This is a genomic window from Streptomyces sp. NPDC102274, from assembly GCF_044766385.1.
Lineage (GTDB): Bacteria > Actinomycetota > Actinomycetes > Streptomycetales > Streptomycetaceae > Streptomyces.
This window is the reverse complement of record NZ_JBIWLW010000020.1, coordinates 140,919-155,797: the sequence shown is the minus strand read 5'-3', so window position 1 is coordinate 155,797 and position 14,879 is coordinate 140,919. Positions and strand designations below refer to the sequence as shown.

At 71.7% G+C, this 14,879-nt stretch carries 13 protein-coding genes; 8 read left to right on the top strand and 5 right to left on the bottom strand.

Annotated elements, in window-relative coordinates; translation table 11 throughout:
* Nucleotides 1-14: 14 nt before the first annotated feature.
* The 4 genes from ACIRQP_RS25595 to ACIRQP_RS25580 all read left to right on the top strand — a co-directional run bounded on the left by ACIRQP_RS25595 (nt 15) and on the right by ACIRQP_RS25580 (nt 4,703).
* Nucleotides 15-779 (top strand): methyltransferase domain-containing protein, encoded by a 765-nt coding sequence (locus ACIRQP_RS25595; RefSeq protein WP_403893468.1) that lies wholly within the window; start codon nt 15-17, stop codon nt 777-779.
* A gap of 223 nt (nt 780-1,002) precedes the next feature.
* On the top strand, nt 1,003-2,124 hold the full coding sequence (locus ACIRQP_RS25590) for a beta-propeller fold lactonase family protein (protein ID WP_403893467.1): 1,122 nt from the start codon (nt 1,003-1,005) through the stop codon (nt 2,122-2,124).
* A 61-nt stretch (nt 2,125-2,185) separates the two neighbouring features.
* Complete coding sequence (locus tag ACIRQP_RS25585; protein WP_403893466.1) at nt 2,186-3,157, top strand: aminoglycoside phosphotransferase family protein; 972 nt, start codon at nt 2,186-2,188, stop codon at nt 3,155-3,157.
* A gap of 91 nt (nt 3,158-3,248) precedes the next feature.
* Nucleotides 3,249-4,703 carry an MFS transporter gene (locus tag ACIRQP_RS25580; protein WP_403893465.1) on the top strand — a complete coding sequence of 485 codons (1,455 nt, stop codon included), beginning with the start codon at nt 3,249-3,251 and terminating at the stop codon, nt 4,701-4,703.
* A 45-nt stretch (nt 4,704-4,748) separates the two neighbouring features.
* Here the strand turns inward: ACIRQP_RS25580 and ligD are convergent, their stop codons facing one another.
* Together ligD and ACIRQP_RS25570 are read right to left on the bottom strand one after the other, a co-directional pair.
* A complete protein-coding gene (gene ligD, locus ACIRQP_RS25575) occupies nt 4,749-5,756 on the bottom strand; it encodes a non-homologous end-joining DNA ligase (protein WP_403893464.1) in 1,008 nt (335 codons plus the stop codon).
* Nucleotides 5,756-6,376, bottom strand: a complete 621-nt coding sequence (locus ACIRQP_RS25570) for a DNA polymerase ligase N-terminal domain-containing protein (protein ID WP_403893492.1) — start codon at nt 6,374-6,376, stop codon at nt 5,756-5,758. The genes ligD and ACIRQP_RS25570 overlap by 1 nt, the downstream gene beginning before the upstream one ends.
* Before the next feature lie 304 nt (nt 6,377-6,680).
* On the opposite strand from ACIRQP_RS25570, the gene ACIRQP_RS25565 reads away from it, so the two are divergent.
* The 4 genes from ACIRQP_RS25565 to ACIRQP_RS25550 all read left to right on the top strand — a co-directional run bounded on the left by ACIRQP_RS25565 (nt 6,681) and on the right by ACIRQP_RS25550 (nt 11,492).
* Nucleotides 6,681-8,063: a phosphoribosyltransferase family protein gene (locus tag ACIRQP_RS25565; RefSeq protein ID WP_403893463.1), complete on the top strand. Its 1,383-nt coding sequence runs from the start codon at nt 6,681-6,683 to the stop codon at nt 8,061-8,063.
* Nucleotides 8,064-8,113: 50 nt separating this feature from the next.
* Nucleotides 8,114-8,746, top strand: coding sequence for a hypothetical protein (locus ACIRQP_RS25560; RefSeq protein WP_403893462.1), 633 nt, complete (start codon nt 8,114-8,116; stop codon nt 8,744-8,746).
* Between the two features lie 76 nt (nt 8,747-8,822).
* Complete coding sequence (locus ACIRQP_RS25555) at nt 8,823-9,590, top strand: helix-turn-helix domain-containing protein (RefSeq protein WP_403893461.1); 768 nt, start codon at nt 8,823-8,825, stop codon at nt 9,588-9,590.
* A 168-nt stretch (nt 9,591-9,758) separates the two neighbouring features.
* Nucleotides 9,759-11,492 carry a GAF domain-containing protein gene (locus tag ACIRQP_RS25550; RefSeq protein WP_403893460.1) on the top strand — a complete coding sequence of 578 codons (1,734 nt, stop codon included), beginning with the start codon at nt 9,759-9,761 and terminating at the stop codon, nt 11,490-11,492.
* 60 nt (nt 11,493-11,552) lie between these two features.
* On the opposite strand, the gene ACIRQP_RS25545 is transcribed toward ACIRQP_RS25550, so the two are convergent.
* From ACIRQP_RS25545 to ACIRQP_RS25535, 3 genes are all read right to left on the bottom strand, one after another.
* Entirely contained in the window at nt 11,553-12,272 is a 720-nt protein-coding gene (locus ACIRQP_RS25545; protein WP_403893459.1) for a response regulator, read from the bottom strand.
* A 339-nt stretch (nt 12,273-12,611) separates the two neighbouring features.
* A complete protein-coding gene (locus tag ACIRQP_RS25540) occupies nt 12,612-14,120 on the bottom strand; it encodes a sensor histidine kinase (RefSeq protein ID WP_403893458.1) in 1,509 nt (502 codons plus the stop codon).
* Nucleotides 14,120-14,854 carry a response regulator transcription factor gene (locus ACIRQP_RS25535; protein ID WP_403893457.1) on the bottom strand — a complete coding sequence of 245 codons (735 nt, stop codon included), beginning with the start codon at nt 14,852-14,854 and terminating at the stop codon, nt 14,120-14,122. The genes ACIRQP_RS25540 and ACIRQP_RS25535 overlap by 1 nt, the downstream gene beginning before the upstream one ends.
* Nucleotides 14,855-14,879 lie beyond the last annotated feature (25 nt).

The following is a 14,879-nucleotide window of genomic DNA, read 5'->3' as shown; positions in this document are numbered from 1 at the left end:
CCACGAGTCTCGGTGTGTCCCGACCCGACCAGGCCGCCTACATGCTGCGCGCCGCCGCCGCCGACGCGGGCCGTGCGTACAAGCGGGAGTTGATCGATCTGCTGGACGTCCGGCCGGGCCAGACCGCGCTGGACGTGGGATGCGGTCCGGGCACCGACCTGCCGGCGCTGGCGGAACGCGTCGGCCCGAGCGGCACGGTGATCGGCGTGGACCGTGACCCGGCCATGCTCGCCGAGGCCCGGCGGAGTACGGACGCTCTCCCCGCGGTCGAGATCCGCGAGGGGGAAGCCCACGCCCTCCCCGTCGAACCGGGCACAGCGGACCGGGCGAAGATCGACCGGGTCCTGATGCATGTCGCCGAGCCCGCCGATGTCCTGGCCCAACTCCACCTGGCCACCCGGCCGGGCGCGCTCATCGGTCTGACCGAACCCGACTGGGACACCCTGGCCGTCGACGCGGAGGACCTCGACACGAGCCGTGCCTTCACGCGTTACACCACCTCGCGGATGGTCCGGAACGCCACTGTCGGCCGCAGCCTCGCCCGCCTGGCCACGGGGGCCGGCTTCACCGTGGAGACCGTGCTCGCCACGACCCCGGTCTTCCGTGACTTCCAGGACGCCGACCACACACTGGGGTTGGGCCGCAATGTGCAGCGCGCGATCAAGGACGGTGTCATCGACGAAACGCGCGGTCGCCGCTGGTTCGCCGCTCTCTCCGAGGGGCCGTTCTTCGCTTCCTTCACCCTGATCAGCGTGGTCTGCCGCAGACCTTCGTCGTGATGGCGACGATCAGGCGGCGAGGAAGCCGCCGTTGTCCGGTTGGCCTGAAGACGTCGATGGCGAGGGGACGGACCGTCGGGTACGTTCGGCGCAGCGGGTGATCCGAAAACGGGCATACCGGCCGATCGGTCGTCGGTGTGCGGCCAGTGCGCTGTCAGCGGTCACTGGGCACTGAAGGCACCGGCATCACATTCCGACGCGGTTCCCACGCGCAGGAGGCACCATGCGTTCCGCCCGCCACCCCCGAGCCCACCCCGCCGGCCAACCGCGCACGAGGGTGCTCCGGCCGGTCCTGGGCGCGGGCGCGGTGCTCCTGCTGATGTCCTGTTCCCCGCCCGGGACGGCGGCGCGCGGAACGGCCGCGGGGGTCTCCGCGACCGGACAGCCGGGCGCCGGGCACCACATGTACGTGACCAACCAACTCGACAACACCGTCTCCGTGATCGACGCCGGCACCCACAGGATCGTGGCGACCGTGCCGGCCGGGACCGGCCCCGACGGCATCGCCATCACCCCGGACGGAAAGCGCGCCTATATCGCGGGCAGTGAATCGGCCGAGGTCTCGGCGCTCGACACCCGGACCAACAAGATCGTCGCGACCGTCCCGGTCGGCAAGAAGCCCAGCGGTGTCGCGCTGAGCCCGGACGGCTCCACCCTCTATGTCACCAACGGGGGCTCGAACAACGTCTCCGTACTGGACACCCGGACCAACCGGGTGACCGCGACCATCCCGGTCGGTGTCTCCCCGGTGGCCGTGACCGTCAGCCACGACGGCGGGACGGCCTATGTCGCCAACTCCGGTTCGGCCAGCGTCTCGCGCATCGACACCCGTACCCACCGGGCCGTCGGTACCTTCCCGGCGGGCCGCTCGCCCGTGGGGGTCGCCGTCACCCCGGACGGGACGTCCGTCTATGTCGCCAACGAGACGACCGCCCGCGTCTCGGTCCTCTCGACCCGCACCGGCAAGGTCACGGCCACGGTTCCGGTCGGCGAGGGGGTCTTCGGCGTGACCCTCGCACCGGACGGAAAGAAGGCGTACGTCGCCGTCCTCGGTCCGGGCGACGTCTCCGTCATCGACACCGGCAGCCACCGCGTCACGGGCACCGTCAATGTGGGCCCGCCGGGAACGGAGCCGTTCGACATCGCGGTCACCTCGCACGCGGTCTACGTCACGGACCAGGGAGCGGGCACCCTCACGGTGATCGACCCCGAGACCCTCAAGGTCACCGCGACCCTGATGCTCGGCAGCAGCCCGTACGGCATGGCGGTGGCCTCGTCCGGCTCCGCGACCGGTGCCGGGCCCGGGGCCGGGTCCGTCTCCCTGACCCGGACCGGCGGCCGGTAGCGGGTCCGTGGGCGGGGGCGGTGGTGTCGGGCCGCATCCGGCGAACGGTTAGGGTCGGTCCATGCCGACCAACCACACCTCCTGGGGCACACCTGTGCCTCTTCCCTCACATACCGGAAGCCGGCGCATTCCCTGGGAGCGCCTGCCGAGAGCGGTGAAGGCGGGGATCGAAAACGTGCTCCAGGGCACGGTGACCGCCGCCACCAGCCAGCAGGGCGGATTCTCCGACGGCCTCGCGGTCCGGCTGGAACTGTCCGACGGCCGCAGGGCGTTCGCCAAGGCCGTCGATACGGTCGCCGCGACCGCGGTGGGCGCGTTCCACCGCCGGGAAGGCGCCGTGGCGGCCGGGCTGCCGTCCGGGGTGCCCGCGCCGCGGCTGCTGGGCAGCTACGACGACGGCGAATGGGTGGCGCTCGTCTTCGAGGACATCGACGGAAGCCTTCCCGCGCAGCCGTGGCGCGAGCCCGAACTGGAGCGGGTCCTCGACGCCCTCACCGACCTGGCCGGACGGCTCACCCCGGCGCCACGTCTCGCGGTGACCCTCCCGGCGCCACGGCTGGGCGGCTGGGAGCGGCTGACGAACCAACCCCGCGCGCTGGCGAAGCTGACCGAGATCGCGCCCCGGGCCGCCCGCGAACTGGAGAAGCACCTGTCGCTGGAGGCGCGGCTCGGCGAGGCGACCGCCGGAGACACCCTCACGCACGGAGACCTGTACCCGTTCAACGTCCTGCTCACCGACGACCGTGTCGTCGTCGTGGACTGGCCGCACGCCTGGATCGGGCCCGCACACGCCGATGTGGTGATGCTGCTCGGCAGCGTGGCGCTCTCCGGGATCGATCCGGAACCGTACGCCGCACGCCATCCGTTGCTGACCGGTGTCGACCCCGAGTCGGTCGACGTACTCATTTCGGCGCAGGCGGGGTTCCTCCTGGCCGCCGCCTGCTCCATGGACTCCACGGGCGATCCGAGGCTGGAGGGCATGATGACCGGGCTCGGACTGGCGTCCCTGCGCTGGCTGTCCGCGCGCGGATAGAACCGGCGCGGCGGGGACAGCCGTCGGATAGTGGTTCAGTGCGACGTACGCGACGCGACGCACGGACGTACGCGACGGCAGGAGGAAAGCGATGACGCCGCCTGCCGCTCCGGAGCCGGGCACCATCACGACGGCCGTACCGGCCCGGCTCGACCGGCTGCCCTGGTCGCGCTGGCACTGGATGATCGTGATCGGTCTCGGCACCGTCTGGATTCTGGACGGCCTCGAAGTCACGATCGTCGGCAATATCGCCGGGCGCCTGTCCGAGCCGGGCAGCGGTCTGGCGATCACATCGGCACAGGTCACGGGCGTCGCCGCCGCTCTGTACGTGGCGGGCGCGTGCGCGGGCGCGCTGTTCTTCGGCCGGCTCACCGACCTCTACGGCCGCAAGAAGCTGTTCATGGTGACCCTCGCGGTCTACCTCGGTGCCACCGCGATGACCGCGCTGTCCTTCGACGTCTGGTGGTTCTTCGTCTTCCGCTTCCTCACCGGATTCGGCATCGGTGGCGAGTACGCGGCCATCAACTCGGCCATCGACGAGCTGATTCCGTCCACCTACCGGGGACGTGTCGACCTGATCATCAATGGCAGCTACTGGCTGGGGGCCGTGGGCGGCTCGCTGCTGTCCATCGTGATGCTGAACACCGAGCTGCTCCCCGAGAACCTGGGATGGCGCCTCTCCTTCGGACTCGGCGTCGTCCTCGGCCTGGCCATCCTCCTCGTACGACGGCACGTACCGGAGAGCCCCCGCTGGCAGCTCATCCACGGGTACGGCGAGGAGGCGGAGAAGCTGGTCGATTCCGTCGAACGGAGCATCGAGGCGGAGAAACACGGGAAACTCCCTCCGCCGGCCGGTGAGATCACGATCCATGAGCGCAAGAGCATCGGCTTCGGCCTCATCGCCAGGACGGTCTTCCGCCGGTACCCCGGGCGGGCGGTGCTGAGCCTGTCGCTCTTCATCGGGCAGGCGTTCCTCTACAACGCGATCACCTTCGGGTTCGGCACGATCCTGACCACGTTCTTCGGTGTCGGGACGGGACACACGGGCTACTACTTCGCGGTCATCGCCGCCGGCAACTTCGTCGGCCCCCTGCTGCTCGGCAAGCTCTTCGACACGGTCGGCCGCCGCATCATGATCTCCGGCACCTATCTGCTGTCGGGCGTCCTGCTCTTCGGCACCGCGTGGCTCTTCGACCGAGGCTCGCTGACGGCCACGACACTCACCGCGTGCTGGTGCGTGGTGCTCTTCTTCGCGTCGGCGGGCGCCAGCAGTGCGTACCTCACGGTTTCCGAGATCTTCCCGATGGAGACCCGCGCCATGGCGATCGCGTTCTTCTACGCGCTCGGTACGGCGGCGGGCGGTATCAGCGGCCCGCTGGTCTTCGCGGACCTCACGGCGTCCGGGGTGGTCGGGGACACAGCGCTCGCCTTCCGGATCGGCGCCGGACTCATGTGCGCGGCGGGGCTGGTGGCGGCGTTCCTCGCGGTACGGGCCGAGCGCCGGGCGCTGGAGGACATCGCGACGCCCCTGTCGACGGTGCGGTGACCGGTTGACCGCGGACGCGGGGCGGGGGTGAGCGTCCGTCACCGGTCACGCGGCTCGCTCCCGTACCACCTCGGCCGGATCCTTGTCGTCGCGCACTCCGTGGAACCGGGGGTGGCGCAGCAGCCCGTCCCGCGTCCATTCCGTGAACTCGATCTGGGCGACGAGCAGGGGGCTCGCCCAGTGCGCGGCGCGTTCACGGACGGGGGTCGCGAACGGCGAGTGGTCCACGGCCAGTTCGTCGAGCCGACGGCGCAGATCCCGCAGCGTCGCGCGGTCGTACCCGGTACCGGCCTTGCCCGCGTAGCGCAGCCGGCCCCCCTCGTAGTACCCGAGGAGTAGCGCTCCGAAGCCGATGCGCGAACCGGACGGTTCCGTGAAGCCGCCGATGACGAACTCCTGCGCGCGCAGGCACTTGAGCTTCAGCCAGTCGGGGGACCGGCGGGGCTGGTAGCGGCTGGTGGCCCGTTTGGCGATCAGCCCCTCCCAGCCCCGGGCGCACGCCTCGTCCAGCAACTCCTGGCCGCCGTGGTTGCGGTGCGTGATGAACCGCAGCGGGGGCCGGTGGGCCAGGGCTCTGCGGAGCAGGGATTTACGTGAGCGCAGGGGGAGCGCGGTGACATCGGCGCCGTCGAGCCGCAGAAGGTCGAAGAGACAGTACGTGACGGCCACCCCGGTGGCGCGGGCCCTACGGGCGTCGGAGACGCCCATCCGCTTCTGGAGCAGGGCGAAGTCGGTACGGCTGTCCGCGAAGGCGACGATCTCGCCGTCCAGGGTGAAGTCGGCGCGGTCCTGCGCGGCGAGGGCGTCCACGATCTCCGGGTAGGTGCTGTTCAGCCGTACGCCGTTGCGCGACAGCAGCCGTACGCCGCCCGCGTCCCGTACCGCGAGCACACGGACCCCGTCGAGCTTGCGCTCGAAGATCCATTCGTCGTCGAACGCCCGCCGGTCGCTCAGGGTGGCCAGCATCGGCCGGGACGCCAGCTCGGCACCCGGCCGCGCGTCGGTCAGCCTCCGGCGTTCGGCGGCCGGCAGCGTCTCCAGGAGTCCGGTCATCACCGCTCGCCTCTTCCGGGCACTTCTTCCTCGGCCACCTGGCGGAGGGTACGGCCGGTACGCGCGGAACGCGCCCGCCGGGGATCGGGCGCGGTCCGTCCGCGACGGGCGCCCTCGGCGTCGGTCTCCTTGACCAGCAGCCAGGCCTCGCGCTCACCGCCCTCGCCGTTCCTGAACCGGGTGAGCGCGTAACCACCACGCAGTTTCGTCCCGTGGAGCCAGAAGGAGGCGTGGCCCCGATCCAACGCCCGCGCGAAGGCGCCCGGGTCCGTGTCCTTCAGCGGCCGGTAGGTGCCCTGGTCCCAGACGATGACCGTGCCGGCGCCGTACTGGCCGCCGGGGATGACGCCCTCGTACTCCCGGTACTCCAGCGGGTGATCCTCCGTGGGCACCGCCAGCCGTTTGTCGCGCGGATCGTCGGACGGCCCTTTCGGCACCGACCACGATTTCAGTACGCCGTCCACTTCGAGCCGGAAGTCGAAGTGCGTGGTGCTCGCCTCGTGGATCTGGACGACGAACGACGGCGCTTGCCCGGGGCGGTCACCCTCACCGGGAGGTTCGTCCGTGCGGTCGAAGTGCCGCTTGGCGCGGTACCGCGCCAGCCGGTCCATGTCATTCATGGTCGTCATTCATGGTCACTCATGGCGTCCTGCCTCCATGACGGCTTCGCTCCGGCAGGTTTCCGGGCCCCGCGTGTCGCGCGGGCGACCCTGAGTCCGAGCATCGGGGAGCGCTTCCTCATCGGCAACCGCGGTCACCGCCGGTCCCGGGGTGCCCATACCGGGGACCGGTCGCCCGTGCCGGGGAACAGCGCCCGTACCTGGGGACAGGGCCGGACGGTACCCCCATGGGCCTCTTGGCCCCTATCGGGGCGGATGGTCCGCGTGGTGCGGTGGAAGCGGGGCTTCGGGAGAGGAGGCGGGCATGCGCTTCGCCGACCGAACGACCGCCGGTATACAGCTCGCCGCGGAAGTGGCGCGGCTGCAGCTCGACGACCCTGTGGTGCTGGGGCTGCCGCGTGGCGGGATCCCGGTGGCGCACCAGGTCGCCCGGGTCCTCGACGCGCCATTGGACGTCATCGCCGTCCGGAAGCTCGGAGTGCCGTCCAGGCCCGAGCTCGGTTTCGGCGCCATCGGCGAGGGCGGGGTACGCATCCTGAACGACGATGTGGTCCGGGCCGCCCGGCTCGGGCCGCGCGAGCGCGCCGCGGTGGAGCTGACCGAGCGGACCGCGCTGGACGGGCGCCTCCGTGCCTACCGTGCGGAGCGACCGCCCACCGCGCTCACCGGGCGCACGGTGGTGATCGTCGACGACGGCATCGCCACCGGCTCCACCGCGTCCGCCGCCTGCCAGGTGGCGCGGGTACGCGGTGCGGCCCGGGTGGTGCTGGCCGTACCCGTGGCCCCGCCCGGAGCGGTGGCGGAGCTGAGCGGGGAGGCCGACGAAGTGGTGTGCCTGTACTCACCGGACTACTTCGGTTCGGTCGGCCAGTGGTACACGGACTTCGCCCAGACCAGCGACGCCGAGGTCGTCGAGCTGCTCAACGACCGCCTGGTCTCCTCCGGGGGCGCCACGAAGATCGCCACGGAGGGTACGGAGGGTACGGAGGGTACGGAGGCCGGCGGCAGCCACGCAGCGGACCCGTCGTCCGACCTCCGGGCCGTCGAACGGGACATCGAGATGACCATCGACGGCCGCGGGCTGCCCGGACATCTGACACTGCCGGACGGCGCGCCGGGCGTGGTGGTCTTCGCGCACGGCAGCGGCAGCAGCCGGCACAGCCCCCGCAACCGGTCGGTGGCCGAGCGGCTGAACCGGGCGGGCCTCGGCACCCTGCTGTTCGACCTGCTCACCCCCGAGGAGGAACGCGACAGGACCAATGTCTTCGACATCCCGCTGCTGGCCCGGCGGCTCACGCTGGTCACCGCATGGCTGGGGGCCGAACACGCGCTGCCGGTCTGCTACTTCGGTGCCAGTACGGGAGCGGCGGCGGCGCTCCTGTCCGCCGCCGAGCCGCACGCGGACATCAAGGCCGTGGTCTGCCGCGGCGGCCGTCCCGACCTGGCCGCCGAGGCGCTCGCGGACGTAAGGGCACCCACCCTGCTCATCGTGGGCGGCGCCGACACACAGGTGCTCGACCTGAACCGCCGGGCGGCCGAACGTATGCACTGCGAGCACCGTCTCGACGTGGTGCCCGGAGCGACCCATCTCTTCGAGGAGCCGGGCGCTCTCGAAACCGTGGCGGATCTGGCCCGCGACTGGCTCACGGAACATCTGTCGCCGAGTGCGCAGCGTGCGGGCCACTGACACCACGGGGAACTCGGGAACTCATCCAGTCGAGTTCAGGAGGCCGGACCATGCGGACGCCGGATCCACAGGACCCCAGGAACCACCGGAAGCACCGGAAGCACATGCCGGGACATCCGCGAGCCGCCGGGAAAGGCAATCCGTTGCGCCGGCCGGTCGACCGGCTGCGGTTCTGCGTCGAACTGCTCCTGATGGTCGTACTGATCATCGGCCTCCCGCTCGCGGGATGGGCGGCGGGCACCCTCACCTACGACCACTACCAAGCGGTCGCACACTCCCAGGACGCCGGAAAGCACCGGGTCACGGCCCGTCTGACCGCGAACGCGAGCCATCTCGTACCGGTCACCCTCCCCGGAGGCGCGGTGGGCAGTGCGCCGGTCACCTGGACCGACGCGAGCGGGACACACACCGGACGGACCGTCGCCTTCGAGGGCCAGAAGAAGGGGACGTCCATCCGGATCTGGGTGGACAGGGCGGACCGGGTCACCCTGCCCCCGGAGAACTCGTCCGCGGGCCTGATCACCGGAGTGACCGCCGGGATCGTGGCCTCGGCCACGGCCGGCGCGCTCGTGAGCGGCGCGCGGGCGGGGTTCCGCCGGTCGCTCGACCGCCGGCTCGACGCGCGGTGGGAGAAGGAATGGTCCCTGGTCGAGCCCAAGTGGTCCCACCGGAGCGACCGTTGAGACGCCGACGCGGAAATGACCCGGTCCCACGGGCCGGGGCGTACGAGGATCATCCCCGACCCGCTGGAGAGCCACCATGACGGACAGGACGACGGACGGCACGACGGGCGGCACGACACCCCGGACGACGGGCCGGACGACGGACGGGGCACCGGAAGACGATTTCCGGCCCGGAGACCCGGTGCCGCACCGCGCGGACCTGGGCCGGCGGGTCGTGGCACGGCGCCGGGAACTGGGGCTGACGCGCGAGGACGTGGCGGTACGGGCCGGCTCGGCACCCGGCTACATCCAGTATCTGGAGGAGCACTCGGCGGCGCCCGGAACCGGTTTCCTGCTGCGCCTCGCCGACGCGCTGGAGACCAGCGTCCCGGAGCTGACCGGCGCCACGACGGATCTCCCGCCCGGAATCGGTGCGGCCGGGTACCACCCAGAACTGATCACGCTGAACTCCGCGGAGTCCTGGGCCCTGCTGTCCACCCACGGGGTGGGCAGAGTGGCGGTGACGCGGAACGGCGAGCCCGCGATCTTTCCGGTGAACTACACGGTCGACGGTGATCTGGTCGCCTTCAGAACCGCTCCGGACGCCGCGCCCGCGGCGGCCGCCGGTCATGAGATCGCCTTCGAGGTGGACCACATCGACGACGCGTTCAGCCAGGGCTGGAGCGTTCTCGTCGTCGGTATGGCACAGCCGGTCACCGACCCCGACCGGGTGCTGCGGCTGGAGGAACTGGCGCACACCACCGCCTGGGCCGGGGGCGACCGCGGTCTGTGGATCGCCGTCAGCCCGACGCAGGTCACCGGCCGCCGGATCCAGGTGCGCCACCGCCACCGGCCTTCCGTCTGAGCCGTCCTTCCCCGCGGCGACAACGCGGCGACAACGCGGCGACAACGCGGCGACAACGCGGCGAGGTGCCGTGCCGGGCGTCGCGGGCCCGCGACGCCCGGCCGGACAGGACCTAGGGTGGAAGTGCGGCTGGTCAGCGGTTCGAGGCCCGGCCGCGACGGAGGGACCGTGGGCGACGACGGGAACAAGTGGGCCGAGGGTGCCCCGAGACGGCTGGACGTCCTCCCGGAGGAGTTGCAGGCACAGCTCGACGCTGTCCGGCACGGGACACCGCAATCGATGCAGAGCCTGCTCGAAGCCGTGCTCTCGGTCGGGCGGGAGCTGGATCTTTCGCAGGTGCTGCGGCACATCGTGGAGGCCGCGGTGGTGCTCGTGGACGCCGAGTACGGCGCGCTCGGCGTCATCGGCGAGGAGATGACGCTCTCCAGCTTCCTGCCCGTCGGCCTCACCCCGGACGAGATGGACGCCATCGGCCGGCTGCCCGAAGGCCATGGAATCCTCGGCGAACTCATCCGTCACCCCGAGTCCCTCAGGCTCTCCGAGATCTCGGACCATCCGGAGTCCTACGGGTTTCCGCCGTGCCATCCCCCCATGCACTCGTTCCTCGGCGTGCCGATCCGCGTGCGTGACACCGTGTTCGGCAACCTCTATCTCACCGAGAAGAGGAGCGGCGAGGACTTCGACGACGAGGACGAGACCGTCCTGTCCACCCTCGCCATGGCCGCCGGAGTGGCCATCGAGAACGCGCGGCTGTACGAGAAGGCCCGGGACCGGCAGCGCTGGCTGGAGGCCAACGCGGAGATCGTCGCCAGTCTGCTGTCCGGTGCGGACGAGACCCAGGTGCTCCCGCTGGTCGTCGACCACGCGCGCCGTATCCTCTCGGTCGACCTGGGGGCGCTGGCACTGCCGGACGGCGGCGGGGATGTCCTGCGCGTCGCGTTCGCCACCGGAGTCCACGCCGAAGCGCACGACGGACTGGTGCTGCCCCGGGAGGGCTCGTTCGTAGGAGCCGCCCTGCATGCGGGAAAACCGCTGATCAGCCTGGACGTCGAGAGCGATCCGAGGAGCACCGCGGTCCCCGCGCGGCGGGACGGTCTGGGGCCCGCCGTCGCGGTGCCGATGGTCGCGCGGGACGGAGTGCGCGGCGTCCTGATGCTGGCCAGGCTCCGCGGGAAGGTCCCGTTCACCGAGGCCGAGACGGCGCCGCTGCTGGCCTTCGCAGGACAGGCGGCGCTCGCCATGGAACTCGCCGGGCGACGGCGCTCGGCCGAGCAGCTCACCCTGCTGGAGGACCGTGACCGGATCGCCCGTGACCTGCACGATCTGGCCATTCAGCGGCTCTTCGCCACCGGCATGACCCTGCAGAGCACCCTGCGGTTCGTGGACCATCCCGCGGCGCGCGAGCGGCTGCTGCGCGCCGTGGACGATCTCGACGAGACCATCAAGATCATCCGGTCGACGATCTTCGGCCTGCGTGCCCATGACACGGGGCGTACCCGGCAGGGGCTGCGGGTCCGCGCCACTGTGGTGGTCGAGCAGGCCGTACGCTCCCTCGGCTTCACGCCGTCGCTGCGCATGGAGGGGCTCATCGACACGGATGTGCCGTCGGCGGTCGCCGACCATGTCCTCGCCGTCCTGGGCGAGGCGCTCTGCAATATCGCGCGTCACGCGCGCGCCACCGGCGCGGAGGTGTCTCTCGTCGTCCGCGGTCACCGGCTCACCGTGACCGTCACGGACAACGGGGTCGGCATGGCCCCGGACACTCCCCGAAGCGGCCTGGACAACCTCGCCGGGAGAGCGGAGACGCTGGGCGGCCGGATGACGGTCGAAGCGGGTGACCACAAGGGCACTGGTCGTGGCGGCACTCGCCTTGTGTGGACGGTGCCCGTCGACCCCTGCTGACCTCCTGTGCCGGACCTCGTGTGTCGGACCTCGTGTGTCGGACCCCGTGTGCGCGGCGGCTCAGTGGCTCCCGGGGCCGTGGCCGTGGCCGGGGCCTCCGGAGTGCGGGGCGGCCTCGGTGGCGAGGACGGCGGCCTGGATACGCCGTTCGACACCGAGCTTGGCCAGCAGCCGCGAGATGTGGTTCTTGACCGTCTTCTCGGAGAGATAGAGCCGTTCACCGATCTGCCGGTTGGTCAGCCCTTCGCCGATCAGCCCGAGGATCTCGCGCTCGCGGGGGGACAGCCCGGACAGCGCGTCGGGCTCCCGCCGCTCCTCCTTCTCGTCCTCGCCTCGCAGACTGCTCATCAGCCGGGTCGTCGTGGCCGGGTCGAGCATGGACCGGCCCGAGGCGACCGTACGCACGGCGTCCACCAGATCCGACCCCTTGATCTCCTTGAGCACATAGCCCGCCGCCCCGGCCATGATCGCGTCGAGCAGCGCGTCGTCGTCATCGAACGACGTGAGCATCAGACAGGCCAGGCCGGGCATCCGCGACCGCAGCTCCCGGCAGACCGTGATCCCGTCGCCGTCCGGCAGCCGTACGTCGAGAACGGCGACATCGGGCCGGAGCGCCGGGCCCCGGGCCAGGGCGTGATCCATCGAGCCCGCGTCGCCGACGACCTCGATGTCCGGCTCCGCGTCGAGCAGATCCCGCACCCCGCGCCGGACGACCTCGTGATCGTCGAGCAGGAACACCCGGATCGGCTTCCGCGCCGAGAAGTCCCGTACCTCGTCCATGCCCGTCCTCCGCGCCGTCGTGGGCCCGTCTCCATCGTGGCGCCGCTCCTCCATCGTGGCGCGGGCCCCGGCGGGCGTACCAGGGCCGAACGGGGCCCGCACATGGGCCGTCCAGGTCCCCCGGGGCCGGGCGGGGCCCTTGACCGGGCCCCGACCGGCCCCGGACGCGGAGCGAGACCGGGCATCGCGCGTTCGCCCGTCAGGCGTCAGGCGTCAGGCGTCAGGCGTCAGGCGTCAGGCGTCAGGCGTGAGGCGTCAGGCGTGAGGCGTCAGGCGTGAGGCGTGAGGCGTCAGGCGTGAGGCGTGCGGTCTCAGGCGTCAGGCGTCAGGCGTGCGGCTTCAGGCGCCGGGGGCGCCGTCACGGTTCGCCGCGCCGTGATTCCAGGGCGGCGACGCGGGGAGAGCCATCGTGAACACGGTGCGCCCGGGGGCGCTCTCCACGCCGACCGTGCCGCCGTGCGCGGAGACCACCGCGTACACGATGGCGAGCCCCAGCCCCGTGCTGCCCGCCGCCCGCGAGCGGCTGACGTCCGCGCGTACGAAACGGCCGAAGATCTCCGGCTGGAGTTCCTCGGGGATGCCGGGGCCGTCGTCCGCCACGCTCAGCCGGACGCCGTCCCCGTCGGCCGCCAGCCGGATCGTGACCCGCGTACCGGGGGGCGTGTGCGAGCGGGCGTTGGCGAGGAGGTTGCCGACGGCCTGGTGCAGTCGGTGCTCGTCGCCCGTCACGGTCACGGCCTCCTCCGGCAGATCGAGCAGCCACCGGTGGCCGGGTCCGGCGGCCCGCGCGTCGTCCGTGGCGTCGAGTACGAGCCGCGTGAGGTCCACGGGACCGCGGTCGAGGGCGCGCCCGGCGTCGATACGCGCCAGCAGCAGCAGGTCGTCCACCAGCCGGCTCATACGCTCCGACTCGGACTGGATACGGTCCAGCGCCCGCCGGACCTCGCCCGGTACGGGGCCCTTGTGCCGGAGCGCGAGCTCCGCGTGGCCCCGGATGTTGGCCACGGGCGTGCGCAGTTCATGGCTGGCGTCCGCCGCGAAGTGGCGCAGGCGTTCCTCACTGGCCTGCCGTCGCTCCAGAGCGTTGCCGACATGGCCGAGCATCCGGTTGAGCGCGGTTCCGACCTGCCCCACCTCGGTGCGCGGGTCCGTGACCGGTACGGGGTCCGGCATGGCGACCTCTCCGTTGGCGAGGGGGCGCTCGGCCACGTTCGCCGCGGTGCTGGTCACCCGGCGCAGCGGGCGCAGCGACAGCCGTACCCACAGGGCCGCCAGGGTTCCCGTGACGATCAGGGCCACGCCGAAGACCGCCGCCTCCACCCGCTCCAGCCGGTGCACGGTTTCCTCTACGGGGCGCAGCGGCAGCCCCGTGATCAGCACATCCCTCTCGTCGCCCTTGACGGCGGCGAGACGGTAGTGCCCCAGCTCGGACAGCCGGAGCGTATGCGCGGCTCCCCCGACGGGCAGCGCGGCGAGTGCGCGCTGGTCGCCCATGGTGAGCCGTACCTCCGAGACGTCGCCCTCGCTCCTGACGACGGCCGCCCGGGTGGGCGTACCCCGCAGCAGCCGGGCTCCGAAGGTGCCCTTCGCCTGGCCACGGGTGTCGGGGCGGTTGTCGCCGTCCGGAGTGGCCTCGTGCTCCAGACTCACCGCGAACTTCCCCCCGGAAGCGGAAAGCTGCTGGTCGATACGGCCGACGAGGAAACCTTCGAGCGCGAAGGCCGTGGTGACGCCCACCGTCAGACAGGCGAGGGCGAGGAGCACGACGAGCCCGGCGGTCAGCTGACCGCGCAGCGTACGGGGTGACAGCGAGGCGCGGGACAAGAGCTGTCGCGACGGGGCCCGCATCAGGGCTCCGGCTTGAGTACGTAGCCCACACCGCGCACGGTATGGATCATCGCGGGCCGCCCCGCGTCGATCTTCTTGCGCAGATAGCTGATGTACAGCTCCACGACATGCGCGCGGCCACCGAAGTCGTACGACCAGACCCGGTCGAGGATCTGCGCCTTCGACAGCACTCGGCGGGGGTTGCGCATCAGGAACCTGAGCAGCTCGAACTCCGTGCGGGACAGTTCCACGAGATCACCGCCGCGGGTGACCTCCCTGGCCTCCTCGTCCATCACCAGGTCTCCCACGACCAGCAGCCGGTCACCGTCCGTCTCGCGCGCCATACCGGCCCGTCGCAGCAGCCCGCGCAGCCGGGCCAGCACCTCCTCCAGGCTGAAGGGTTTGGTCACATAGTCGTCGCCGCCCGCGGTGATCCCGGCGATCCGGTCCTCGATGGAGTCGCGCGCGGTCAGGAACAGCACACACACGTGCTCCAGCTCTCCGCGCAGCCCACGCAGTACCCCCAGACCGTCCATGTCGGGCAGCATCCAGTCCAGGACGACGGCGTGCGGACGGAACGCGCGGGCGGTGGCGACGGCCGACGCGCCGTCGGCCGCGGTGCGCACCTCCCAGCCCTCGCCCGACAGCACGCCGGAGAGGACCTCGGTGAGATCCGGCTCGTCGTCGACGACGAGGACCCGTACCGGGCCTCCGTCGGCGCCGTACAGACGGGGCGGGTGGCTGTGGTTGTCCATGGTCCGTACAGCATCTCCCGCGATA

Bases quoted from the DNA above. Each gene is read 5' to 3' on its own strand.
- ACIRQP_RS25590 (WP_403893467.1), top strand. From the start codon at position 1,003: ATGCGTTCCGCCCGCCACCCCCGAGCCCACCCCGCCGGCCAACCGCGC.
- ACIRQP_RS25585 (WP_403893466.1), top strand. From the start codon at position 2,186: ATGCCGACCAACCACACCTCCTGGGGCACACCTGTGCCTCTTCCCTCA.
- ACIRQP_RS25580 (WP_403893465.1), top strand. From the start codon at position 3,249: ATGACGCCGCCTGCCGCTCCGGAGCCGGGCACCATCACGACGGCCGTA.
- ligD (WP_403893464.1), bottom strand. From the start codon at position 5,756: ATGACCGGACTCCTGGAGACGCTGCCGGCCGCCGAACGCCGGAGGCTG.
- ACIRQP_RS25570 (WP_403893492.1), bottom strand. From the start codon at position 6,376: ATGAATGACATGGACCGGCTGGCGCGGTACCGCGCCAAGCGGCACTTC.
- ACIRQP_RS25565 (WP_403893463.1), top strand. From the start codon at position 6,681: ATGCGCTTCGCCGACCGAACGACCGCCGGTATACAGCTCGCCGCGGAA.
- ACIRQP_RS25560 (WP_403893462.1), top strand. From the start codon at position 8,114: ATGCGGACGCCGGATCCACAGGACCCCAGGAACCACCGGAAGCACCGG.
- ACIRQP_RS25555 (WP_403893461.1), top strand. From the start codon at position 8,823: ATGACGGACAGGACGACGGACGGCACGACGGGCGGCACGACACCCCGG.
- ACIRQP_RS25545 (WP_403893459.1), bottom strand. From the start codon at position 12,272: ATGGACGAGGTACGGGACTTCTCGGCGCGGAAGCCGATCCGGGTGTTC.
- ACIRQP_RS25540 (WP_403893458.1), bottom strand. From the start codon at position 14,120: ATGCGGGCCCCGTCGCGACAGCTCTTGTCCCGCGCCTCGCTGTCACCC.
- ACIRQP_RS25535 (WP_403893457.1), bottom strand. From the start codon at position 14,854: ATGGACAACCACAGCCACCCGCCCCGTCTGTACGGCGCCGACGGAGGC.